Genomic DNA, 22,767 nt, shown 5'->3' on the forward strand with positions numbered 1-22,767 from the left:
CCATTGCTGTTACCCGCCAACGCCAATTCGCATCGAGGCTATCGAACATGAACCACCCTCCCCGTCGCATCCGGATGTCCAAGCTCACCCTTGGCCTCGTCGCGGCTCTTGCCACGGCTCCCGCGTTTGCACAGAGCACCACCGCCGGTGTCGGCGGCCAGGTGACCGGTCCTGGCGGCCAGCCCGTTGCCGGCGCTGAAGTCACGATCACCCACGCCGAGTCGGGTACCGTGAGCCGTGCCGTCACTGATGCCAGCGGCCGCTACAACGCCCGCGGCCTGCGCGTCGGCGGCCCGTACACGATCACCATCACCAAGTCGGGCGAGGGCACCAAGACCGAGGATGGCGTCTACCTGACCCTGAACCAGGTCAACACCGTCAATGCCGCGCTGACCGGCGACGTCACCACGCTGGGCACCGTCAACGCCGTGGCCCTGGCCAACTCGGACCTGTTCAGCTCCACCAAGACCGGCACCGGCACCAGCATCAGCCAGCAGACCATCGAGGCGCTGCCGTCGATCAACGGCAACATCCAGGACTACATGCGCCTGGACCCGCGCGTGGCCTTCATCGACCGCGCCTCGGGCACCATCAGCGCCGGCGGCCAGAACCCGCGCTACAACTCGATCAACATCGACGGCGTGTCCGCCAGCGACACCTTCGGCCTGGAAGGCAACAACATGACGACCCGGCGCCAGCCGGTGTCGATGGAAGCGATCCAGGCGATCGACATCAACCTGTCCAACTACGACGTCAGCGTCGCCAGCGCGTCCGGCGCCACCGTCAATGCGGTCACCAAGTCCGGCACGAACGAGTTCCACGGCTCGGTGTACGGCAGCTACCGCGACGGCGACTGGTTCGGCGACAACCCGCCGGTCAGCGGCAACTACGACAAGAAGTTCAACGGCTTCACCAAGGAATACACCTACGGCGCCACCGTCGGCGGCCCGATCGTCAAGGACAAGCTGTTCTTCTTCGCCAACTACGAGAAGTTCAAGCAGGCCGCCCCGGGCGCCGACCTCGGCAGCACCGCGCTCGGCAAGGCCGGCGCGCTGTACGGCATGGACGAGGTGGCGCGCGCCCAGCAGATCGCCAAGGACGTGTACGGCTTCGACGCCGGCGGCCTGTCCAGCAACGGCAACACCGACCTAGAAGAGTATGCGCTGAAGCTGGACTGGAACATCAACGACAACCACCGCGCCAACATCCGCTACAGCAAGCTCGACCAGAGCAAGTTGCGCATCAACGGCATGGGCAATTCCAGCCAGGCCTCGCTGAGCTCGTACTGGTACCAGCACCAGAAGAAGGTCGAGAGCTACGTCGGCCAGCTGTTCAGCGACTGGACCGACAACTTCTCCACCGAGTTCAAGGTGTCCTACCGCGACTACTCGGCCATCCGCGTGGTCCCGACCAACGCGCCCAGCATCGGCATCTATTTCGGCGGTACCGAGGCCGCCCCGAGCGGCGACGTGCTGTACCTGGGCACCGAGGTCAACTCGCAGAACAACATCCTGCAGACCAAGACCTGGAACTACTACGGCGCTGGCACCCTGACCCTCGGCGACCACGACCTGAAGTTCGGCGTCGACTACAGCACCAACGACATCTACAACTTCTACGGTGCCAGGTCCTGGGGCGTGTACACCTTCTACGGACTGGATAATTTCGCCTCTGGCAAGTGGAGCAGCTACCAGCTCAACAACGAGGTGTATCCGGGCTCGATCGCGGCCGATTACAAGAACAAGAATCTGGGCCTGTTCTTGCAGGACACCTGGTACGTCAACAGCAACCTGACCCTGACCCTGGGCGTGCGCGGCGATCGTCCGGACGTGAGCCCGGAGCCGACCTACAACGCGGCCGCTTCCGCCTACTTCGGCTACAACAACAGCAAGGTCTTCTCGAAGGACTTCCTGATCCAGCCGCGCTTCGGCTTCAACTACACCTTCGACAGCGCCCGCCCGACCCAGCTGCGCGGTGGCGTCGGCCTGTTCCAGGGTGATGCGCCGCAGGTGTGGATCGGCAACAGCTATTCCAACACCGGCTTCAACTACGCCGCCTACAGCTATACCGCCTACAACCCGTCGCTGCCGTTCAGCGCCGACGGCTCCAACCAGCCGGTGCCGACCGTGCCGGGCGCGGCCACCCAGTCGGTGAACTTCGTCGGCAACGACTTCAAGCTGCCGTCGGTGTACAAGGCCAACCTGGCGTTCGACCACGAGCTGCCCTGGTACGGCATCGTCGGTTCGGCCGAGCTGCTGGTGACCAAGGTCAAGAACGGCCTGTTCTACAAGAGCCTCAACATCGGACAGATCACCGAGCCGGGCACCGATCCGCAGCCGGCCTACTACGGTCCCGACGGCCGCGCCCTGTACTGGAACCCGGCGCAGACCGGCAAGGCCTGGGCCACCGGCAACAACCGCTACAACCGCAATGCCGCGTTCGGCGACGTCTACCTGATCGACAACACCGACAAGGGCAAGACCGAGCAGTTCACCGTGTCGCTGAGCAAGCCCTGGAGCGAGAGCAGCGACTGGTCGTGGAACCTGGGCTACACCTATACCCACGCCACCGAAGTCGGCCCGCTGACCAGCTCCACCGCCAGCTCCGGCTGGGGCTACCAGTACGGCTTCGACGCCAATGCCGACGTGGAGACCACGGCCCGCTACGAGATCAAGGATCGCGTGACCGGTTCGCTGAACTGGAAGCACAAGTTCTTCGGTGACTACCAGACCAGCGTAGGCCTGGTCTACGAAGGTCGCAGCGGCCGCCCGTTCAGCTATGTGTACGTCGGCGACGCCAACGGCGACGGCCGGACCTACAACGACCTGCTGTACGTGCCGAAGGGCCCGGGCGACGTGCTGTTCGGCACGCTGACCGCCGCCGGCCAGTTCACCCCGAACGCGGACGCCGAGAAGCGCTTCTTCGACTGGCTGGCAGCGCATCCGGAAGTGGCCAAGTACGCCGGTAGCTACACCCCGGCCAACGGTTTCCGCACCGGCTGGATCAACACCTTCGACGTGCGCATCAGCCAGGAACTGCCCGGTTTCTTCAAGGGCCACAAGTCCGAGCTGTGGGTGGACATCCAGAACGTGGGCAACCTGCTGAACAAGAAGTGGGGCCGCATCTACGACTACGGCTTCTATGCCGATGCGTCGGTGGCCACGCTGCAGGGCATCTACGACGGCAAGTACGTGTACAACTACAACTACACCAGCGCCTCGACGCCGGCCAACGCCGATGCCGACGGCTTCAATGTCGGTGTGTCGCAGTGGTCGCTGCAGTTGGGCTTCCGCTACCAGTTCTGACCGTTCCCGGTCAGCTGGCATCGAGAACGGCCGGGGCAACCCGGCCGTTCTCTTTTTTGCGACGCGGCGCTAAAGTCGGATGCCAAATGCACGGAGTACGACATGGACCAAGGTGTTGCGGTGGCGAGGGCGCTGCCGGTGGTGGACGCTCGGATCTACCCGAGCGGCGGGCTGGACATCCTTTCGCGTGCCGAGGTGGCGCGCCTGCGTGACGCATCCATCGGCGGCATGCACGAGCTGCTGCGCCGCTGCGCGCTGGCAGTGCTGACCAGCGGCAGCTCCTCGGACGACCCGCGGGCGGCGCGCGACCTCTATCCGGACTTCGACATCCACGTCACCCAGCGCGATCGCGGCATACGCCTGGACCTGGCGAACGCACCGGCGATGGCCTTCGTCGACGGCGAGATCATCCGCGGCGTGGCCGACCTGCTGTTCGCGGTGGTGCGCGACCTGGCCTACATGGCCATCGACCTGGGGCCGGAGCGCGCCCTGGACCTGGAGACCTCCGACGGCATCACCGACGCGATCTTCGGCCTGCTGCGCAATGCGCGCATCCTGCAGCCCTCGGATCCGAACTTGGTGGTGTGCTGGGGCGGGCATTCCATTTCCCGCGACGAGTACCTGTACACCAAGCACGTGGGCTACGAGCTGGGCCTGCGCGGGCTGGACATCTGCACCGGATGCGGCCCGGGGGCGATGAAGGGGCCGATGAAGGGCGCAACGATCTCCCACGCCAAGCAGCGCCGTACCAACACGCGCTACATCGGCATCACCGAGCCGGGCATCATCGCGGCCGAATCGCCCAACCCGATCGTCAACAACCTGGTGATCATGCCGGACATCGAGAAGCGCCTGGAGGCGTTCGTCCGGCTCGGGCACGGCATCGTGGTGTTCCCCGGCGGCGTCGGTACGGCCGAGGAGATCCTGTACCTGCTCGGCATCCTGCTGCGCGAGGAGAACAAGGACGTCCCGTTCCCGCTGGTGCTGTCCGGCCCGACCATCGCCGCACCGTACTTCGAGCAGATCGACCGCTTCATCCGCGGCACCCTGGGCGATGCGGCGGCCGAGCGCTACCGCATCATCATCGGCGATCCGGTCGAGGTCGCCCGGGCCATGGCGCAGGGGATCCGGCGGGTGCGCGAATACCGCAAGGAACAGAAGGATTCCTACTATTTCAACTGGTCGCTGCACATTCCGCTGGCGTTCCAGCAGCCGTTCCTGCCCACCCACGAGCGCATGGCGGAGCTGGATCTGCACCACGGCCGGCCTGCGCATGCCCTGGCGGCCGACCTGCGGCGCGCCTTCTCGGGCATCGTCGCCGGCAACGTCAAGGAGGACGGCATGCGCCGGATCGAGCAGTTCGGCCCGTTCCTGATCCATGGCGACCCGGACATGATGCAGTCCCTGGATGCGCTGCTGCGCAGCTTCGTCGAGCAGCGCCGCATGAAGATCTCGGGCGAATACCGGCCCTGCTACCGGGTCGTGACCTGAGATGGACGGGCGCACCGCCCGGTGCGCTCGTCGGAACAAACGACCGCTTGTCCTCGCTGCCCTTGCCATGCCGCCGGGGGCGGGGCAGGGTGCTACGCGGGGATTTCTGGGGATGTTGCGCATGCGCGATTCGATGCGGGGAAGCGGCGGTTTCACGCTGCTGGAGCTGATGATCACCCTGGTGGTGCTGGCCGTGCTGGCGGCGATCGCATTCCCCAACTTCCGCTACACGCTGCAGTCCAACCACGTGGCGACGCGGGTCAACACGCTCGTCGGGTCGCTTGCGTTCGCGCGTTCGGAGGCGGTGCGCTCGTCGCAGGGCGCGGGGGTATGCGCCTCCGCGAACGGCACGGCGTGCGGCACCGACTGGACTTCCGGCTGGCTGGTCTGGGACGACAGCAACGGCAACGGCGTGCTGGACAGCGGCGAGACGGTGGTGCGCTACGTGTCGCCCGACAGCGGGGTGACCGCGCAGGGGCCCGCCGGCGGCATCGTCGCCTTCGACAGCCGCGGACGGCGTACCGACTCGTCGGCGGTGTCGTTCTCCATCACGCCGGCCGATTGCCGCGCCGGTGACACGTTGCTGCGCACCGTGACGGTGAACCCGACCGGGAGCACGACATTGGCCAAGGGGACGTGCGAATGAGGCGGGCATCCGCGTATCGGCCGGGACGGCGGCAGTCCGGCTTCACGCTCATCGAAGTGCTGATCGCGTTGCTGGTCCTGGCCGTGGGCCTGCTCGGGCTGGCAATGCTGCAGACCATGAACGTGCGCTTCACCCAGAGCGCGAACTACCGCACCCAGGCCATCAACCTCGCCGACACGCTGATGGACCAGGTGCGTTCCGATCGCGCCCAGGTGGCCTCGTACACGGGGGATTACACGGCCACCACCACGGCCGCCGCCTGCACGCCGGGCGTGGGTGCGGTTTCGGCCGCCACCTTCCGCACCCAGTGGCAGTGCCAGCTGGGGCGTGCCCTGGGCGGGGGGGCGACGGCGAAGGTCCAGTACAACGCCCCGACCCTGACGGTGGACGTGAACTGGGACGACGACCGCTGGAACCCGGAGTCGGCCGGTGACCTGACCTTCAAGGTGGAGTCGGAGCTATGAGGACCGGGACCGTGCACGCGGCGTGGCAACGCGGCCTGTCGTTGATCGAGCTCATGATCGCCATGCTGATCGGCCTGGTGCTGGTGCTGGGCGTGGTGCAGGTGTTCATCGCATCGCGTTCGGCCTATGCGCTGTCGCAGGGCCTGGCGCGGGTACAGGAGAACGGGCGTTTCGCCGTGGATTACCTGTCCCGCGACATCCGCATGGCCGGCCACATGGGATGCAAGAGCGACCAGATCCTCGGGCAGGACGCGGGCACCACGGCCTTCCTGGCCAAGTACACCACCTTCGGCACCGCGCCCGTGGCCGCGCTGGCCTTCAACTACGCCATCGAGGGCTACGAGGCCGCCAATACCGCGCCCAGTGCCTCGGCCACGGTCACGTTGCCGGCGACGCCTGCCACGGGCGGAACGCTCGATCGCGCGCTGCCCACCGGCTGGGACGCGATTCTCGACAACCGGGTGGCCGGGAGCGACATCCTGGTGCTGCGCTACCTGGACGGCGAAGGCGTGCCGATCGCCGCGGCGGCGACGGGGGCAGCGCCGGTCCTGGCGCTGGCGGCCACGGCGGACGACTGGAACCTGGTCAAGGGCGGGTTGGACAACCCGGGCCTGTTTGGCCTGACCAACTGCGACACGGCGACCGTGTTCCATGCCCAGTCCGCCAGCAATTCCCAGGTCGCGGTAGGGGCGGCGACCGGATTGAACGCCGGGGCGACCACGGCGAGCTTTGCCTTCGACCAGGGGGCGCTGCTCTACCGCGCCGAGAGCGAGATCTATTACGTCGGCCTCAACACCTCCACCAACCGGCCTTCGCTGTACCGCGTCCGTTTCATCGCGGCGCCCGCGGCGGCCGCGGTGAGTTACGTCAAGGAGGAATTGGTCGAGGGCGTGGAAAACATGCAGATCCTGTACGGACAGGACAGCACGACCGCCTCGAGCCCGACCGGTGCGGTGGCGCGTCTTGACACGGCCAGCGGCATCCAGGCCTCCGATGCGGACAAGGAGAAGGCCTGGCGCCGCGTGGTGTCGGTGCAGCTGGGGCTGCTGCTGACGAGTCCGGATCCGGCTTCCGCCCAGGCGCCGGAAGCCGGCAACGAACTGGTTGCACAGGGCGTGAGGTTCACGCCGCCGGCCGACGGGCGGATGCGGACCGTGTACCAGACCACGGTGACCCTGCGCAACCGGCTGTATGGGAACTGACGACATGAGACATCCGAACCGTTTGCCGACATGCGGCAGGAAACAGGCACAGGGCGGCGCGGCCCTGTACGTGGCCTTGATCATGCTGATCCTCATGGCGCTGCTCGGCCTGATCGGCATGCAGATCGCCTCCATGCAGGAGCGCATGGCGGCGAACTACCTGCGCGCGGACCAGGCCTTCCAGAACGCCGAAGCGCTGGTCCGGCAGGTCGAATCGCAGGTCAAGGCCGCCAATGGCGCCTACGCGGTCGACAGCAGCGCCGCAAGCTTCGACGCCCTGAACTGGGCCGGGACCCAGACCGATGGGACGGCCAAGTACGTGCGCCGCATCACCTCGGCTTCCAACGGAAGCGGGATTGGCCTCGGCGCGACAGTCCCGTTCAGCACGGCGGGCAGCGCCTATGAAGTCACCGCCTTGTCGACCGACACCGGCGACGCCGGCACTGCCGCCGCTTCCGCCGTCATCCAAACGGTATACCTGCCATGAGCCAGACTCGCTCCGTCAATCCCGCTTCCGTGCGCCGCTGGAGCGCCTGGGACCGTTGGCTGACCATCGCCATTACCCTGGCCATCGCGGTCGTCATCGGGTTGCCGCTTTCGGCCGCCACGTCCGACTACAACATCGAGCAGAGCCCGATGTACCTGGGCAAGACCGAGCCGCCGCTGATGATGCTGGTCATGTCGCGCGACGAGCAGCTGTTCAACAAGGCGTACTCCGACTACACCGACCTCGACGGCGATGGTCGCATCGATACGACCTACAACGACGGCTTCGACTATGCCGGCTATTTCGATTCGCACCTGTGTTATTCCTATGCGAGCAACGTGTTCAAGGCCAGCGCCGTGGCATCGGGGGGCAGTACCGATGCCAATGGCAACAGGATCTTGAACCATCAGTGCTCCGGCAGCTTCTCGGGTAATTTCCTCAACTGGGTGGCGATGAGCCGTCTGGACTTGGTGCGCTGGGTGCTCTATGGCGGCACGAGGAGCACGGACACCATCGAGACCACGACGTGTACCGGCAGCGGAAGGAATCAGAAGTGCACAACGTCGGCTGCCGACGTCGTCCTGGAGCGCGCCTACATTCCCAACGACCTGCATGCCTGGGTCAAGACCTATTCCAAGGATGACATTGGAAAGTACACGCCGTATACCAGCGCGACCTCGTTCTGCAGTGCCTCGTTCTCCGGAACCCCGCAGATACGCGTGGCGTCGGGCACGTACACCGAATGGGCATCCACGGCCGGATCGCAGTGCAATACGGGCTCGGGCGACAATCCGAGAAGCCTGAAGGAGACGCTCATCGCGCGCGTGGACGTATGCGGCAACAGCGACGAAACCCTGCGCGAATCGTTCTGTCGTTCGTACAGCGACGGTACGCATACGTATTACCGGCCTGCAGGCCTGCTGCAGCAGTACGGCGAGAGCGGCCGGCTGCGCTTCGGCCTGATCAGCGGTTCCTACGACCAGCCGCGCGCGGGTGGCGTGCTGCGCCGGAACATCGGCCTGTTCGCCGGGAACTCGACGACCGCGCAGTGCGCGACCGGGGACGAGGTCAATACCAACGACGGACGGTTCTGCTGGAAGCTCGGGGGCACCTCGCAGCCGGGCATCGTCCGTACGGTGGACAACTTCAAGATCGACAAGTGGTCGGGCAGTGTCTGGTCGGATTGCAACAACTACGGAATCCTCAATCGCCAGGTATCCGGGGCCAATGGCTACTTGAATGATCCGGGTGGCAGCGGCGGCCAGTCTTGCAGTGCCTGGGGCAATCCGATCGCGGAAATGTACGCAGAGGCCCTGCGGTACATCGCACACGATGCAAGCGGGGTACCGGCGACCTTCGGTACTTCGACTTCCGTCGATACCGCCCTGGGATTGCCGACCAACGTCAGCTGGACGGATCCCTACAGCACCAATTCCTATTGCGCGAGCTGCAGCATCCTGGTGCTTTCCTCGGGATTGCCGTCCTTCGATGCCAATGCGGTACCAGCTGTCAAACAGTTCACCAGTTCCGTGGCGGCACTGACGAACACTGTCGGCCAAAAGGAAGGCATCAATGGCACCAGCGTCTTCGTCGGACGCGACCAGTCCCAGAGACCGGCCCTGGCCGATACCTATGCCGACTATTGCCAGGCCGTGAGCCTGAGCGGGCTCGGCAACGCGCTGGGCATATGCCCGGACTCCCCCTCGACCGAGGGCAGCTATCTGGTGGCCGGCCTTGCCCATGCGGCGGCGACCACCGATCTGCGACCGGATCTGGTCGGCGGCAGCGAAGGAAAGACCGCGGCCTACAAGAACACGGTGACCACCTACGCGGTGCAGATGGCCGAGAGCCTGCCCAGCTTCGAGATCCCGGTGGGAGGGGGAACCATCACCCTGTCGCCGCTCTGCCAGGCGAACAACAGCGGCAGTGCCAATGCGAACTCCTCGGGCTGGCGCACCTGTTCGCTCGGCGACGTGGCGGGCGGACCCACGACGGCATCGGTTTCTCCCTACTATGTCTACGGTCGCGATCTGAAGTATTCGGGCAACAACAACCTGGTTTCCGGCAGCTACAAGCTCGTGTGGGAGGACTCGTTGTGGGGCAACGACCACGACAACGACCTGGTCACCATGATGAGCTTCTGCGTGGGCAGCGAGTGCTCGTTCAGCGGTACCGGAGGCGGCAACATCTGCTGGCGATCGAATTCGACGGCCTGCAGCTCGACGACGGTCGCCAGCAACGAGGTTCTGGTGCGGGTCGAGATCCTCTCGGCCTATGCCGGAAACGCCTTGTTGACGGGCTTCACCGTCACCGGCTCGAATAACGACGGCACCAAGCGGGACCTGCTGCGTCCGGGCAATAATGATGGTTCCATCATTACCACTTCCGCCAATCCATCCAGTAGCTGGGGCACGCCGGTCGTGTACCGGTTCACCGCCGGCTCCGGCTCGGTGGCCAAAGTCCTGCAGAATCCGTTGTGGTATGCCGCCAAGTACGGTAATCCCAAGGATCTGGATGCCACGGGCACGCCGGTGGCAGGCAAGTGGGATTCAAAGACCAGCGGCGAGCCAGACGGCTACTTCCTCGCGCACGACCCGACGGAGCTGAAGTCGCGCCTGGAGGAGATCTTCGAGAGCGCGGCCGCGGCAAAGGCCTCGGTTTCCGGCAGCGCCTCCTCGCCGAGCGTGGAATCGGGCACCTTCTCGGTGGCGGCCAGCTTCTCGGCCGGCGACAACAACGACTGGATCGGCGACGTCGTCGCCACCTCCACCAAGACGGGCAGCACGTTGTGGAGCGCGGGCACCCAGATGGCCTCGACGCTGTGGAGCGAACGCAACATCGTGGCCAGCTGGACGCCCACCACGGTCGATGCGACCACCGGTACCGTCACCCAGGCCGTGAGCGCGGGCGCGTTCACCTCGACCAATGTTCCCGGGGGGACGACGACCGCGCAGTTCGCCTCGCTCGGGCTGAAGGCCGGCGACGCCGCGACCAGCAGCTGGCTGGGGACGCAGACGGTCGCGGACCTGGTGAACTATCTCAAGGGCCAGTCCAACGGCAACTTCCGCACGCGCTCCTCGCCCTTGGGCGACATCGTCAACTCCACGCCGGTGATCGCCCTGCCCACCGACGACTACGGATGGGGAAGTTCCTGGAGCAGCGAGACCTCGCTGTCCGGGCTGGCCACCACCTACAAGCAGTTCCTGACCAGCAAGGCCGGGCGGGTACCGGCCGTCTACGTGGGTGCCAACGACGGCATGGTGCATGCATTCAATGGCAGCACCTCCGGAACCAGCGGCGGCAAGGAACTGTTCGCCTACATCCCGAGCAGCTCCTGGCGCCACATGGGCGAGCTGGCCAATCCTTCCTACAGCCATCGCTACTTCGTCGACGGTCCGGTCCGGCTCAGCGACGCCTATTTCGGCAGCGCCTGGCATACGGTCCTGGTCGGTTCCACCGGGGCCGGCGGCGCGGCGACCACCAACGCCGACACGCTTCCGCAGGGATCGGTGTTCGGACTGGACGTGACCGACCCGACGAGCTTCGGTTCCAGCAAGGTGCTGTGGGAGCTGTCGGGGCGCAACGACGCCGACCTGGGCCAGGTGCTCGGCACCTCCCTGGTGGTGCCGGTCAAGACGGCCACGGGCGTGAGATTCGTCACCATATTCGGCAACGGCGCCAATTCGTCGAACGGCAATGCCGTGCTCTATGTCGTGGACGTGGCCACCGGCGCGGTGATCCGCAAGCTGTCGGCCAACGCGGCCACCTACGGCGGGCACAACGGCATCATCAACGTCGCTGCCGCCGCGCTTTCCAACACCCTGGGCCTGGCCGATACCCTGTATGCCGGCGACCTGCAGGGACACCTGTGGAAATTCGACCTGTCGTCGGCGAACCCGGCCGATTGGTCGATCGCCCTGGGAGGCTCTCCGCTGTTCTCGGCGGTCGACCCCAGTGGCGCAGCGCAGCCGATCACCGGCCAGATCCTGCTCAACAACGGGCCCAGCGGCGGTGTCATGGTCTATTTCGGCACCGGCCGCTACTTCGTGTCCGGCGATGCTTCCAACCTGCAGGTCCAGAGCCTGTACGGCATCTGGGACAACCTGTCCACGGCGGTGACCGGGCGGGGCAGCCTGGTGGGGCAGACAATGGCCTCGACGACGAGCACCAACAGCTACGAGACGCGGTCGGTCAGCAGCGACACCGTCAACTATGTGAGCAACCGGGGCTGGTATGTGGATCTGGCGGCCAACGGGGTTGCTGCGGGCGAGCGCTTCATCGGCACGCCCTACCTCCTGAACGGTGTCGTCTACTTCGCCACCTACACGCCGACGGAAGGATCCGATTGCGCCGGTGGCGGCGAGAACTGGGAATACGGCCTGGGTACCCTGACCGGTGCCGGCAGCCTGTCGGGGCTGACGGACGAGCATGGCAACACCGTGTGTACCGGGGACTGCGGCGGCATCAAGGTGAACGACTCCAGCACTGCCGGCGGCTCCAACACCGTCGCGCCGATCACCTCGGTGGGGTGGTTGCGCGACAAGACTACCGAGACGGAAACAGAGACGGAAGAAGTCGGTGCCTGCACCATCGTCAACGTGGCCAGCGGCACCACCACCGGACTGACCAGTTCCACTCCCTGCGGACGCCAGTCGTGGCGACAATTGAGGTGACGCACATGAAGATCGCAAGGCCGGGCGAGCGCGCCCGGGGATTCACGCTCATCGAGTTGATGATCGTGGTGGCGATCGTCGCCATCCTGGCGGCCATCGCCTATCCCTCCTATACCCGGTACGTGCTGCGTACCTACCGGGCCCAGGCGAAGGCGGACATGCTCGAATACGCGGGGCAGGCGGAGCGGTTCCACACCATCAACAACACCTATGCCGGGTTCAAGCTGGCGGGGGGAGCGACCTCGGTTTCATCGCCCCGCGAGGCCTCCAGCGCGCGCTATACCGTTGCCCTGTCGAACCAGGCGGCCTCCACGTTCACGCTCACCGCGACGCCTTCGGGCGCCCAGCTGAGCGACAGCTGCGGCACGCTGACCATCAATCAGGCCAACGTGAAGACCGCCAGCGGCGGCACGCTCGCCGACTGCTGGTGATTGCGCGTCGGAAGCTTGCACGCGCTCGGGGAAGATCGTTACAATGCGCGCCCCGCCCGAATAGCTCAGCCGGTTAGAGCACTTGACTGTTAATCAGGGGGTCGTTGGTTCGAGTCCAACTTCGGGCGCCAGAAAAATCAAGGGCTTGCAGCATCGCTGCAAGCCCTTTTTCTTGCCTGCGGGAAAATGCTCGGGAAAATTGCGATGTTCCACGGTCTCTAAGCTGGGTCCACGCGCCTCGTTCTCGGCAGCTTCGGAGCCGCCGCTACCGGCACAGAGTGGTCGTAGCGCACCGTCACCTCCGGATTTACGTAGCCCGCGCCGTCGCGCTTGTCTGCGCGTGTACGCGGTGTAGCCGTGATGCACGATGCTTCGGCAAGCGCTGCTCCGGCACGATCACGCCTTTCCGGATCGCCATGGTGATCACGCGCTGCCAAGAAGACGCGCTGCCAAAAAGACCTGAGCGCTCCGTGGGTGAGCGGTATGCCGTCCTGCGCCACCCGCAGCTTGGGCTCCTCGGCGTTGATCGGCACCGGCCGGCTGTGCGTCTTCATCCGCTGCGCACGGTAGGCGACCAGCCAATCCCACGCCCTGCACAGGACCGGGTTCCGGGAGGTTGGTGTCCAGCGGCCCTCGTGCAGCCTCGGTCCCCGTCCAGGAAGGCGATACGGGTACGCTTGCCGCCTTGGCTTGGCCGGCCCTGGCCTGGAGGCCAACTTTCAGCCGCAAGGCTGGGTGCCTGAGGTCCGGGCCGAGCGGATCCGGCCGGTGTTGTTGACCACCACTTCGCCGACCAGGCGCCCGCCCTGGCAGAACCTGAAGCGGATGTTGCTGCCGCCGCTGCGGCCATCGGGCTGGAAGCGCACCGAACGGCGACCGCTGGAAGAGAGGATCTGCAGGTCGCCCTGGGGCGATCGCAGTGTCTGGCGCAGGACGTGGGCGGGGGAGGCCGGGGTGCTGGCGCGTCCGGGATCCAGGTAGAGCAGCGCGCCGCGGGTCCACTCCCAGTCGCCCCGGCACCCGCCGTCGCCGTCGGCCGGGCAGAACGAGACGGGCATGCCATGGCTGATCGCGGCCATGCGCGCGGCAGCGAGGTGGCTGCCGATCTCGTGCATGGCGGTGGCGAGCCGGTAGTGCTGCAGGCTCCCGTGGAACGCGGGCAGGCCGATACCCGCCAGGATGGCCACGATGGCCATGGCGGCGACGAGTTCCACGACTCCCATTCCCGTTTGGCATCGATGCACGGATCGGCTCCCACCTGGCCTGGAAGCGATCCTGGGTGGCCTGTCCTGAAGCCGGCAGCGGCGTGCGCCTGTACGGAGGGTAGGGGTTGCGCCCGTCGCCGTGTGGGGACCTGCTGGCATACTGGCGTGTCGTCCCCATATCCATGGTCATGACCGAAAACGACACCTTCCAGCTCGTTTCCCCCTATGCGCCGGCCGGCGACCAGCCGCAGGCGATCGAGAAACTGGTGGCCAACTTCGAGGCGGGCGTGGCCAAGCAGACGCTGCTGGGCGTGACCGGCTCGGGCAAGACCTACACCATCGCCAACGTCGTCCAGCAGATCCAGAAGCCGACGCTGGTGATGGCGCCCAACAAGACCCTGGCCGCGCAGCTGTACGGGGAGTTCAAGTCCTTCTTCCCGCACAACGCGGTGGAGTATTTCGTCAGCTACTACGACTACTACCAGCCCGAGGCCTACGTGCCCTCGTCGGACACCTACATCGAGAAGGATTCCTCGATCAACGAACACATCGAGCAGATGCGCCTGGCGGCGACCAAGACGCTGCTCTCGCGCAAGGATGCGCTGGTGGTGGCCACGGTGTCGGCGATCTACGGCCTGGGCGCGCCGGAGGACTACCTGTCCCTGCGCCTGATCCTCTCGCGCGGCGACCACGTCGACCAGCGCCAGCTGATCCGCCACCTGACCGAGCTGCAGTACACCCGCAACGAGTACGAGCTGCACCGCGGCAGCTTCCGCGTGCGCGGCGAGGTGGTCGATGTGTTCCCGGCCGAATCCGATGCCGAGGCGATCCGCATCGAACTGTTCGATGGCGACGTCGAGCAGCTGACCCTGTTCGACCCGCTCACCGGCGAGACGCTGCGCAAGCTGCCGCGCATCACCGTTTACCCGAAGACCCACTACGCCACCACGCGCGAGCGCACGCTCAGCGCCATCGACACGATCAAGATCGAGCTGAAGGACCGGCTCGAGCAGCTGTACGCGCAGAACAAGCTGGTGGAGGCGCAGCGGCTGGCGCAGCGCACCCAGTTCGACCTGGAGATGATGGCCGAGGTGGGCTACTGCAACGGCATCGAGAACTACTCGCGGCACCTGACCGGCAAGGCGCCGGGCGAGCCGCCGCCGACGCTGTTCGATTACCTGCCGCCGGATGCGCTGCTGGTGGTGGACGAGTCGCACGTGACCGTCCCGCAGATCGGTGCGATGTACAAGGGCGACCGCTCGCGCAAGGAGACGCTGGTGGAGTTCGGCTTCCGCCTGCCCTCGGCGCTGGACAACCGTCCGTTGCGCTTCGAGGAGTGGGAGGCGCGCTCGCCGCGCAGCATCTACGTCTCGGCCACCCCCGGCCCGTACGAGCTGCGCGAGTCCGCCGGCGAGATCACCGAACTGGTGGTGCGCCCGACCGGGCTGGTCGATCCGGAGGTGGAGATCCGTCCCGTCGCCACCCAGGTGGACGACCTGATGTCCGAGTGCAACGCACGCATCGAGCAGGGCGACCGCGTGCTGGTCACCACCCTGACCAAGCGCATGGCCGAGAACCTGACCGAATACCTGGGCGAGCACGGCATCAAGGTGCGCTACCTGCATTCGGACATCGACACCGTCGAGCGCGTGGAAATCATCCGCGACCTGCGCCTGGGCAAGTTCGACGTGCTGGTGGGCATCAACCTGCTGCGCGAGGGCCTGGACATGCCCGAGGTATCGCTGGTGGCGATCCTGGACGCCGACAAGGAAGGCTTCCTGCGTTCGACCGGCTCGCTGATCCAGACCATCGGCCGCGCCGCGCGCAACGTGCGTGGCAAGGCGATCCTGTACGCGGACCGGATCACCCGTTCCATGCAGGCGGCGATCGAGGAGACCGACCGGCGCCGGCAGAAGCAGGTCGAATACAACGCCGAGCACGGCATCGTGCCCAAGTCGGTGGCGCGGCCGATCAACGACGTGCTGGAAGGGGCCGTGTCCGAGGCCGCCGGCGGCGGCAAGGCCGGCAAGGGCAAGTCGCGGCGGGTGGCCGAGCCGGCCGAGGACTACCGCATGCTCGACCCGGCACAGCTGGCCTCCAGGATCAAGGCGCTGGAACAGGAGATGTACCAGCACGCGCGCGACCTGGAGTTCGAGGATGCCGCGCGGATCCGCGACCAGTTGCGGCAATTGCGCGATGCCGGCCTGATCGCCTGAGGTGTTGATTCCGGGGCGTCGGGCAGGCTAGAATGCGCGCCCTCGCACCGATCATTCGGTCGCGCAGACGGGCGGTTAGCTCAGCGGTAGAGCACTACCTTGACATGGTAAGTGCCAGAGGGCGAAAGGCTGTAAATTTTGATGTGTCCGGGCGGTTAGCTCAGCGGTAGAGCATCACCTTGACATGGTGGGGGTCACAGGTTCGAACCCTGTACCGCCCACCAATCAAATCAAGGAATTACGTTGATTTGGTTGGTGCGGATCACATCAAAAATTGCAGCGCGCTGCACGCAATCGCCCCTCGTTTCGGCCTTCAGTGCCGTTAACTGTCCCCCTTGTCGATCACTTCCTGCTGCATTTTTGCTGCAACTGCAGCCGGAGTGCATGTATGGCAAGTTTTCACCCCCGTCCCGGCGGCTGGCAGGCCCAGATCCGGCATCGTGGTCGCCCGCCCATCAGCCGCACCTTCAAGACCAAGGCTGATGCACAGGCTTGGGCGAACCAGATCGAATCCGAAATCGCGCGTGGCGTTTACCGTGACCGCAGCCAAGCCGAGCGTTTCACCCTCGGCGAGATCCTGATCCGCTACGGGAAGGAAGTCTCACCCCTCAAGAAAAGCGCCGATGCCGAGGCCAGCCGCATCGCGTTCCTGCTGCGCTACCCCATCGCGCAGATTCGCCTCTCCGACCTGCGCCCTACCGACATCGCCGACTTCCGTGATTGCCGCTTGCAGGAGGTCACCGGCTCGACCGTGATCCGCGACCTGACCCTGATCTCCCACGCGATCAACATCGCGCGCAAGGAATGGGGCATCGTCATGGAGAACCCCTGCACCCTGATCCGCCGCCCCAAGGAAAACAAGCCGCGAAAGCGCCGGCTGTCCCCGAAGGAGGAACAGCGGCTGTTGGCCGAACTGGAACTCAGCCAGCGTACGCCCGAGGGTACCTGGTTGCCGGGCGGCTGCCGGAATGAGTGGATGAAGCCGCTGGTCATCATGGCCATCGAAACGGCGATGCGCCGAGGGGAACTGCTGCAGCTCAAATGGACGGATGTGTTCCTTGAGGAACGCTTCGTGCGTCTGGACGACAGCAAGAACGGGCATGGCCGCGACGTGCCCCTGTCGTCGCGGGCGGCCGCGGTGCTCGCGGACCTGCCGCGCGATCCGTCCGGTCGCGTATTCCCGGTCACCGGCGAGGCCCTCAAACAGTCCTTCACCCGCGCCGCTGTGCGCGCCGGACTGGGCGACCTGCACTTCCACGACCTTCGCCACGAGGCCACCAGCCGCATCGCGCCCAAGCTGGGCAACGTGCTGGAACTGTCCGCGGTCACCGGGCACATGTCGCTGCAGATGCTCAAGCGCTACTTCCATCCCATCGCCAGCGAGTTGGCCAGGAAGCTGGGGTAAGGCCATGACCGAACTCGACCCCCAAACCCGCGCCGCCTTGGATCGACTGCTGGAGGTCGCCTCACACGACACCGGCCAAAGCCGGCGCTGCGCGGATTTCCTGTTGTCCTGGTGGAACGCCGAAAGCTGCGGTGGCTTCGATCCTACGGACCTGTGGAGTGTTGACCTACAGATCAAGCGGGACATGGTCCGCATGTTGTCCTTCATTGCTCTCAATCCGTACTACCCGGATGCGCTGGGTTTCCGAACCGAATTCGAGGCGCTGGTCGAGCAGTGGCGGCCCCAGCTGTGCCAACCCAAGCCCCACTGAACAACCAACTTGCCAAATTCACCTAGTAGGTTATATTTGCCATGAAAAGGGGAACCCCCACTGCAAGCTGTCGATAGTGAAGGCCATGGTCGAAGCCGGGCAGGTCCGGGCCACGGCCAGTGCCTACCAAGGTGCGCGCGAACTGGGCATCGAGGATATGGCGGGGATGTGCGAAGTCGTGCTGGCGCTGGAGGCGCGGGATTTCCACAAAAGTATGACCACGCACGCCGACCACCGCATTTGGCAGGACGTGTACCACGCCAGGATCGTCGGCGGCGCGATGGCCTATCTGAAGCTGACCGTCATCGACGATGTATTGATCGTCTCCTTCAAGGAGCTGTGACCATGAAATGTCCCAACTGCGGCGCGGCCGAACTGATCCACGACACCCGCGACCTGCCTTACATCTACAAGGGTGAATCCACCACGATCCTGGCAGTGACCGGCGACTTTTGTCCGGCCTGCGGCGAGGTCGTGCTGGACCGGGAGCATGGCGACCGCTACAGCGGGCTACTCGGGCAGTTCCAGCGCCAGGTCAATGCCGCCTATGTCGATCCGGCCTACATCACCAAGGTTCGCAGGAAGCTGGAGCTGGACCAGAAGCAGGCTGCGGAAATCTTCGGTGGTGGGGTCAATGCTTTTTCCCGCTATGAGAACGGCAAGACCAAGCCGCCGCTGGCACTGGTGAAGTTGCTCAAGGTATTGGATAAGCACCCCGAATTGCTCGGGGAGGTCAAGTGACGTGACATCCAACGCTGATCCGGATGCAGGCTGAACCTGTCCCCCAGGAGCGGACGCCAGGAAGCGATACTTTGATCGCAACCTGGAGGTTCCATGCAACGTATTTCCCGTCGTCGCTACACGGACGACTTCAAGGCCCAGGCCGTCGCCCTGGCCGAGTCGATCGGGCCAGCCAAGGCCGCCCGGCAGTTGGACATGTCGGCCAAGACGCTGGCCAACTGGCTGGGTGCATCCCGAGCCGGCCAGCCGCTCAGTTCCCCCAGCCGCAAGCCGGTCAATGAGATGGAGAGCGAACTGGCCCGGCTGCGGGCCGAGAACGCCACGCTCAAGATGGAGCGCGAGATCCTAAAAAAAGCGACGGCGTTCTTCGCCAAGGAGTCCAAGTGAGGTACGCCTTCGTCGCTCGTGAACGGACTTGCTATCCGCTCCGGTTGCTGTGCCGCTTGCTCGCGGTCTCGGTCTCCGGCTTCCACGACTGGCTACACCGGAAGGATCGTCCGGACCCGGAAGTGGCCCTGCGAGCCGACCTGCGCATGCTCCACGCCGGCAGCCGCGGCACCTATGGGCGGCCGCGCCTGGTGCGGGCGCTGCGCGCCTGTGCCCACGCGGTGGGCCACAAGCGCGTGGTCCGGCTGATGCGCGAGGAGTGCCTGCGCGGCAAGGCCAAGGGCCGCTTCACACCCCGCACCACCGACAGCCGACATCGCTGTAATGACCCAGTGATTTCCTGCTCAGGTGCTACCTTTTGAGGGAGAGCACGATGAGCCAAGTGATGGACGAAGAGATCAAGCGTTGGACGGCCCGACGGAAGTCGGCGCTGGTGCTGGAAATCATCCAGGGCAAGACGACGGTGGCTGCGGCGAGCCGGCAGTTCGACCTGACGCCGTCGGAGATCGAGAGCTGGGTCGACGAGGGCAAGCGCGGCATGGAGAACGCCCTTCGGGCCAAGCCCGAAGATGTCCGGGAGCAGTACGAGCGGCAGCTCAAGGACCTGCAGGAAGCCTACGGCGAGGCCATGCTGGAGCTTCGCGCACGAAAAAAATTGCAGTCCCTGTTGGGCAAGGACGAGACCTGATGGTCACGATCCAGCAGGGACTGCGGGAAGACGGCTTCGAGGTCTCGATGGTGAAGCTGTGCAGATGGTTCGGCGTGGCGCGGCGAACGCTCTATTACAAGCCGACCAAGGCAGCGCCGCAGGTCCGTCCGGAGCTCGCCGAGCCGATCAAGGCCTTGATCGAGGCCGAGCCGTCGTTCGGCTACCGGACGGTGGCGGGCCTCCTGGATATGAACAAGAACACGGTGCAGCGGATCTTCCAGCTGATGGGCTGGCAGGTTCGTAAGCGGGCGGTGGGCGCCCGCCCGCGGATCCAGGCGTTGCCATCGGTCGCGCAGGCCCCGGACGAGCGCTGGGCGACCGACCTGTGTCGGATCTGGGGTGGCCGTGATGGCTGGCTGACCCTGGCCCTGGTGATCGACTGCTACACCCGGCAGCTACTCGGCTGGCAGCTCTCGCGCAGCGGCAAGGCCAGCACCGCCGCCGCGGCGCTGGAGCAGGCGCTGATCGCCCGGTTCGGAACGTTGGGACGGGTGCAGAGCCCCTTCCTGCTGCGCTCGGACAATGGCCTGGTGTTCACCAGCCGCAACTACACCCGGCTGGTGCGCAGCTACGGGCTGCTGCAGGAATTCATCACCCCGCACTGCCCACAGCAGAACGGGATGGTGGAGCGGGTGATCCGTACGTTGAAGGAGCAGTGCGCGCACCGGCACCGCTTCGAAAGCCAGCAACACGCCAGCCGCGTGATCGGCGACTGGATCCAGTTCTACAACCACCGGCGCCCGCACCAGGCGCTGGGCATGAAGACACCCGCCGAGGCTTATGCTTTAGCGGCCTGACCTGTGCAGGAACCGCTGGGTCATTACAGAAGGGGCCTGCATAGGCCTTCGGGCCGTGGATCCGCTCCAAGGTCCAGTCGTTGTACGGTGCCGGCTCCCACAACGGATGCAGCACGCCGTCGAAGTCGAGGAACAGCGTTAGGTCAGCGGCCGTCATGGTGTCTTCTCCAATTCCGTCACGAACACCCACCGCAACGCCTCGGCATCGACGCTGGCGTCATGGCGACGCCGCGCCTGATCAGGATGCTCACGGAAATAGGCTTCGATCCGGTCGCGCACGCCCTCGTCCTGGATCAAGATCGTTGTCACGAAGGGGGCAAGCCCGAGCTTGTCGATGACGTTCGCCGGAAGGTCGAAACCAGCCAAGGCACGATCGAACAGAATGCCATCGGTGGCATGGTCAAACAGCACCATCGGTGTATCGAAACGGGCCAGGAAGGCGCGCAGGGCGCGTGTGAAGTCTGCCTTCTGTCGGGTGGCGTAGCCGTGCTGCAGGAGCGGGTATACGACGGCGCGCACCCAATCTGTTGGATGCCTCGGAAGCGGATCCACTTCGCTGTAGAAGTGATGTCCTCCATCCTCGCTGACCAACGCTAGGCTGACCAGTTGGTGGCCAGCCTCGTCCGCCCATTCGCAGTCGAGGAAAAGGCGAGTCGAGTGCGCAATGGCCTTCATGGCAACGAATCTACTTATATCGCCGAAAATTTCCAGTGCCGAGTTATCCAACAAATTGGGAGATTGTTGTATAACTCGGCGCCCCGAGCACTACCGGCCAGAACGGGTGCAGTCGTCGCACTCGGCAACAAGCGCGGCAATCGCCGGTGAATCGGCGTCAGGACGCGCCTGTAAGATCGCCTTTACTTCGACGATCTGTGCATCGCTGGGGATAAGTTCAACCGGGCACTCCCAGAACCAGTCGATGAGGATCGGCGCCAGCCATTCCGACGGCTGCTCCATCACCTCGCGTCGGGTCGGGACATAGAGGCCAGTCCGGAAGTACGGATTCGAGTCCTGCGCCGAACGGAAGGCGCTGTCGGGCATGCCGAATCGATCATCAATATCCAGAACTTTCATGGCGGCGCTCCAGGCTGGAGGCGCTTGCGCGCGACAAAATCGATCACTTCCGCCGGCTTGTCGCAGGTGTCATCGAAGTCGCGCTCTTCGACACCGGGCGGAAGTTTGCCGGCAGCATAAATGCCCAATCCACTGGCAATCGCGTCCTCCCATGTGCAGGCATCCGGGGGTGGAGGAAGGCGAAAAGGAATTGTCGTCATTGGTTGCTCATTCACTCATTGGCCAACAGATCATCAATGGATGCCGTCCAGTACGAGGACGACGATCCAACCCAGGAATCCGAAGAACAGCAGCGCGAAGAAGGCTGCCGCCAGAAGACGGAGGATGACCCTGTGAAAGGTATAGCACGCGCTGAACAGGAAGACGGCGACGACACCATATGCCCACTTAGCAACCATCGGATGCTCGACGAAGTAGCTCCATTCGCCTAGCCAAACACGCAATCCGCCTACGACGGCAACGGGGATGGCAACACAAAGAGCCAGAACGAAGAGCGAGGTGATCCCTTCCGGCGTCAGGCCACGTCCTGCGGCACGTTCCCGGGCAAGGAAATCACGCATTGTTTGGTCGGCCTGGGCCTGAGATCGGCCAGCGTTGTAACCGGACTGGTAGCGGTCATGCATGGTGACTTCTCCTGCCTGTCTTCTTCGATCCTCGATGTTCAGCCTTGAGGCTGTCCTGCCGCCTCGGCCAGCTCTTTCTTCAAGACTTCCCTGATTTTTTCGGGCACATCCGGGCTGTCGATGGAGACACACCGGTCACGCTCGGCATCCTTGTCGCTGCAGAACCGGGTCGCGTGCCGCCAATAGATCAGGCTCTGCTCGAACTCCGCGTTTTCCGTGTGCAGGGTGCGTTGCGTGAAGTCATCCATGAGTTCCCGCTGCGTCAGGAACTGGTTGGCGTGGAGCTTCAAGGCGATGTCGTCGCTTTCCAAGTCGCGTTTGCAGGACTCCACCGAATCGCACTTGACCTTGAACCCGCCTCCGCCGGTAGGTGCCAGGGGAGATGCCTTCCCGGCATCTGCGCCATTTCCGCAACCGGATATGGCGAAAGCCATCAACACGACGGCAAGTGCACTCGTTCTCATGTCGCTGCTTCCTGTCTTGACGAATGAATTCGGAATCCCGCCCTCATGGGCCGGCGAGGTCACCGGCAGACATGTCCTGCCATGCCTTACCTAATGAGTATTGATATTCCGAACAATAAGAGTCAAGCACTTCCGCA

Annotated in this window: 23 protein-coding genes and 2 tRNA genes; 19 read left to right on the top strand and 6 right to left on the bottom strand. The window is 64.9% G+C overall.

Annotation, left to right across the window (positions count from 1 at the left end; genetic code table 11):
- Positions 1-74: 74 nt before the first annotated feature.
- From BN3794_RS06455 to BN3794_RS06495, 9 genes are all read left to right on the top strand, one after another.
- Positions 75-3,305: a TonB-dependent receptor gene (locus BN3794_RS06455; RefSeq protein ID WP_066095015.1), complete on the top strand. Its 3,231-nt coding sequence runs from the start codon at positions 75-77 to the stop codon at positions 3,303-3,305.
- 102 nt (positions 3,306-3,407) lie between these two features.
- Complete coding sequence (ppnN, locus tag BN3794_RS06460; protein ID WP_066095017.1) at positions 3,408-4,796, top strand: nucleotide 5'-monophosphate nucleosidase PpnN; 1,389 nt, start codon at positions 3,408-3,410, stop codon at positions 4,794-4,796.
- Between the two features lie 121 nt (positions 4,797-4,917).
- Entirely contained in the window at positions 4,918-5,442 is a 525-nt protein-coding gene (locus BN3794_RS06465; RefSeq protein WP_160330895.1) for a GspH/FimT family pseudopilin, read from the top strand.
- Positions 5,439-5,906, top strand: coding sequence for a type IV pilus modification protein PilV (pilV, locus tag BN3794_RS06470; protein ID WP_066095023.1), 468 nt, complete (start codon positions 5,439-5,441; stop codon positions 5,904-5,906). Before BN3794_RS06465 ends, pilV begins: the two co-directional genes overlap by 4 nt.
- Positions 5,903-7,108 (top strand): PilW family protein, encoded by a 1,206-nt coding sequence (locus tag BN3794_RS06475; protein WP_066095026.1) that lies wholly within the window; start codon positions 5,903-5,905, stop codon positions 7,106-7,108. The genes pilV and BN3794_RS06475 overlap by 4 nt, the downstream gene beginning before the upstream one ends.
- Before the next feature lie 4 nt (positions 7,109-7,112).
- Positions 7,113-7,595, top strand: coding sequence for a pilus assembly PilX family protein (locus BN3794_RS06480; protein WP_078059620.1), 483 nt, complete (start codon positions 7,113-7,115; stop codon positions 7,593-7,595).
- The gene (locus BN3794_RS06485) at positions 7,592-12,268 is read left to right on the top strand and encodes a pilus assembly protein (RefSeq protein WP_066095033.1); all 4,677 of its coding nucleotides are present in this window, start codon (positions 7,592-7,594) and stop codon (positions 12,266-12,268) included. Before BN3794_RS06480 ends, BN3794_RS06485 begins: the two co-directional genes overlap by 4 nt.
- A 5-nt stretch (positions 12,269-12,273) precedes the next feature.
- Entirely contained in the window at positions 12,274-12,699 is a 426-nt protein-coding gene (locus tag BN3794_RS06490) for a type IV pilin protein (RefSeq protein ID WP_066095036.1), read from the top strand.
- Positions 12,700-12,753: 54 nt separating this feature from the next.
- Positions 12,754-12,830 (top strand) — tRNA-Asn (locus BN3794_RS06495).
- A gap of 588 nt (positions 12,831-13,418) precedes the next feature.
- Here BN3794_RS06495 and BN3794_RS06500 read toward each other — a convergent pair.
- Positions 13,419-13,913 carry a GspH/FimT family pseudopilin gene (locus tag BN3794_RS06500; protein WP_160330896.1) on the bottom strand — a complete coding sequence of 165 codons (495 nt, stop codon included), beginning with the start codon at positions 13,911-13,913 and terminating at the stop codon, positions 13,419-13,421.
- Between the two features lie 179 nt (positions 13,914-14,092).
- Between BN3794_RS06500 and uvrB the strand changes: the two genes are divergently transcribed.
- The 10 genes from uvrB (at position 14,093) to BN3794_RS06550 (ending at position 20,469) form a co-directional block, all read left to right on the top strand.
- Entirely contained in the window at positions 14,093-16,120 is a 2,028-nt protein-coding gene (gene uvrB / locus BN3794_RS06505) for an excinuclease ABC subunit UvrB (protein WP_066095042.1), read from the top strand.
- A gap of 149 nt (positions 16,121-16,269) precedes the next feature.
- Positions 16,270-16,344: transfer RNA gene (locus BN3794_RS06510), tRNA-Val, on the top strand.
- Positions 16,345-16,508: 164 nt separating this feature from the next.
- Entirely contained in the window at positions 16,509-17,525 is a 1,017-nt protein-coding gene (locus BN3794_RS06515) for a site-specific integrase (RefSeq protein WP_066095045.1), read from the top strand.
- A gap of 4 nt (positions 17,526-17,529) precedes the next feature.
- Entirely contained in the window at positions 17,530-17,835 is a 306-nt protein-coding gene (locus BN3794_RS06520; protein ID WP_066095048.1) for a DUF7673 family protein, read from the top strand.
- A gap of 34 nt (positions 17,836-17,869) precedes the next feature.
- Complete coding sequence (locus BN3794_RS16830) at positions 17,870-18,178, top strand: type II toxin-antitoxin system MqsR family toxin (RefSeq protein WP_268872077.1); 309 nt, start codon at positions 17,870-17,872, stop codon at positions 18,176-18,178.
- A 2-nt stretch (positions 18,179-18,180) separates the two neighbouring features.
- Entirely contained in the window at positions 18,181-18,576 is a 396-nt protein-coding gene (locus BN3794_RS06530; protein WP_066095051.1) for a type II toxin-antitoxin system MqsA family antitoxin, read from the top strand.
- Between the two features lie 93 nt (positions 18,577-18,669).
- Positions 18,670-18,963, top strand: a complete 294-nt coding sequence (locus tag BN3794_RS06535; protein ID WP_066095054.1) for a transposase — start codon at positions 18,670-18,672, stop codon at positions 18,961-18,963.
- Positions 18,960-19,325, top strand: a complete 366-nt coding sequence (locus BN3794_RS15825) for an IS3 family transposase (RefSeq protein ID WP_147675675.1) — start codon at positions 18,960-18,962, stop codon at positions 19,323-19,325. Before BN3794_RS06535 ends, BN3794_RS15825 begins: the two co-directional genes overlap by 4 nt.
- A gap of 11 nt (positions 19,326-19,336) precedes the next feature.
- Positions 19,337-19,651, top strand: coding sequence for a DUF1153 domain-containing protein (locus BN3794_RS06545; protein ID WP_066097095.1), 315 nt, complete (start codon positions 19,337-19,339; stop codon positions 19,649-19,651).
- On the top strand, positions 19,651-20,469 hold the full coding sequence (locus tag BN3794_RS06550) for an IS3 family transposase (RefSeq protein WP_160330897.1): 819 nt from the start codon (positions 19,651-19,653) through the stop codon (positions 20,467-20,469). Before BN3794_RS06545 ends, BN3794_RS06550 begins: the two co-directional genes overlap by 1 nt.
- A gap of 153 nt (positions 20,470-20,622) precedes the next feature.
- On the opposite strand, the gene BN3794_RS06555 is transcribed toward BN3794_RS06550, so the two are convergent.
- The 5 genes from BN3794_RS06555 to BN3794_RS06565 form a co-directional block, all read right to left on the bottom strand.
- Positions 20,623-21,144, bottom strand: coding sequence for a 3'-5' exoribonuclease (locus tag BN3794_RS06555; protein WP_066095061.1), 522 nt, complete (start codon positions 21,142-21,144; stop codon positions 20,623-20,625).
- A gap of 90 nt (positions 21,145-21,234) precedes the next feature.
- The gene (locus tag BN3794_RS06560; RefSeq protein ID WP_078059623.1) at positions 21,235-21,543 is read right to left on the bottom strand and encodes a hypothetical protein; all 309 of its coding nucleotides are present in this window, start codon (positions 21,541-21,543) and stop codon (positions 21,235-21,237) included.
- Complete coding sequence (locus BN3794_RS16275) at positions 21,540-21,743, bottom strand: hypothetical protein (RefSeq protein WP_147675676.1); 204 nt, start codon at positions 21,741-21,743, stop codon at positions 21,540-21,542. Before BN3794_RS16275 ends, BN3794_RS06560 begins: the two co-directional genes overlap by 4 nt.
- Before the next feature lie 33 nt (positions 21,744-21,776).
- A complete protein-coding gene (locus BN3794_RS16280; RefSeq protein ID WP_147675677.1) occupies positions 21,777-22,166 on the bottom strand; it encodes a hypothetical protein in 390 nt (129 codons plus the stop codon).
- 38 nt (positions 22,167-22,204) lie between these two features.
- Positions 22,205-22,630 carry a hypothetical protein gene (locus BN3794_RS06565; protein ID WP_147675678.1) on the bottom strand — a complete coding sequence of 142 codons (426 nt, stop codon included), beginning with the start codon at positions 22,628-22,630 and terminating at the stop codon, positions 22,205-22,207.
- Between the last annotated feature and the right edge of the window lie 137 nt (positions 22,631-22,767).

The sequence above is a fragment of the Xanthomonas massiliensis genome (genome assembly GCF_900018785.1).
In the GTDB taxonomy this organism is placed as follows: domain Bacteria; phylum Pseudomonadota; class Gammaproteobacteria; order Xanthomonadales; family Xanthomonadaceae; genus Xanthomonas_B; species Xanthomonas_B massiliensis.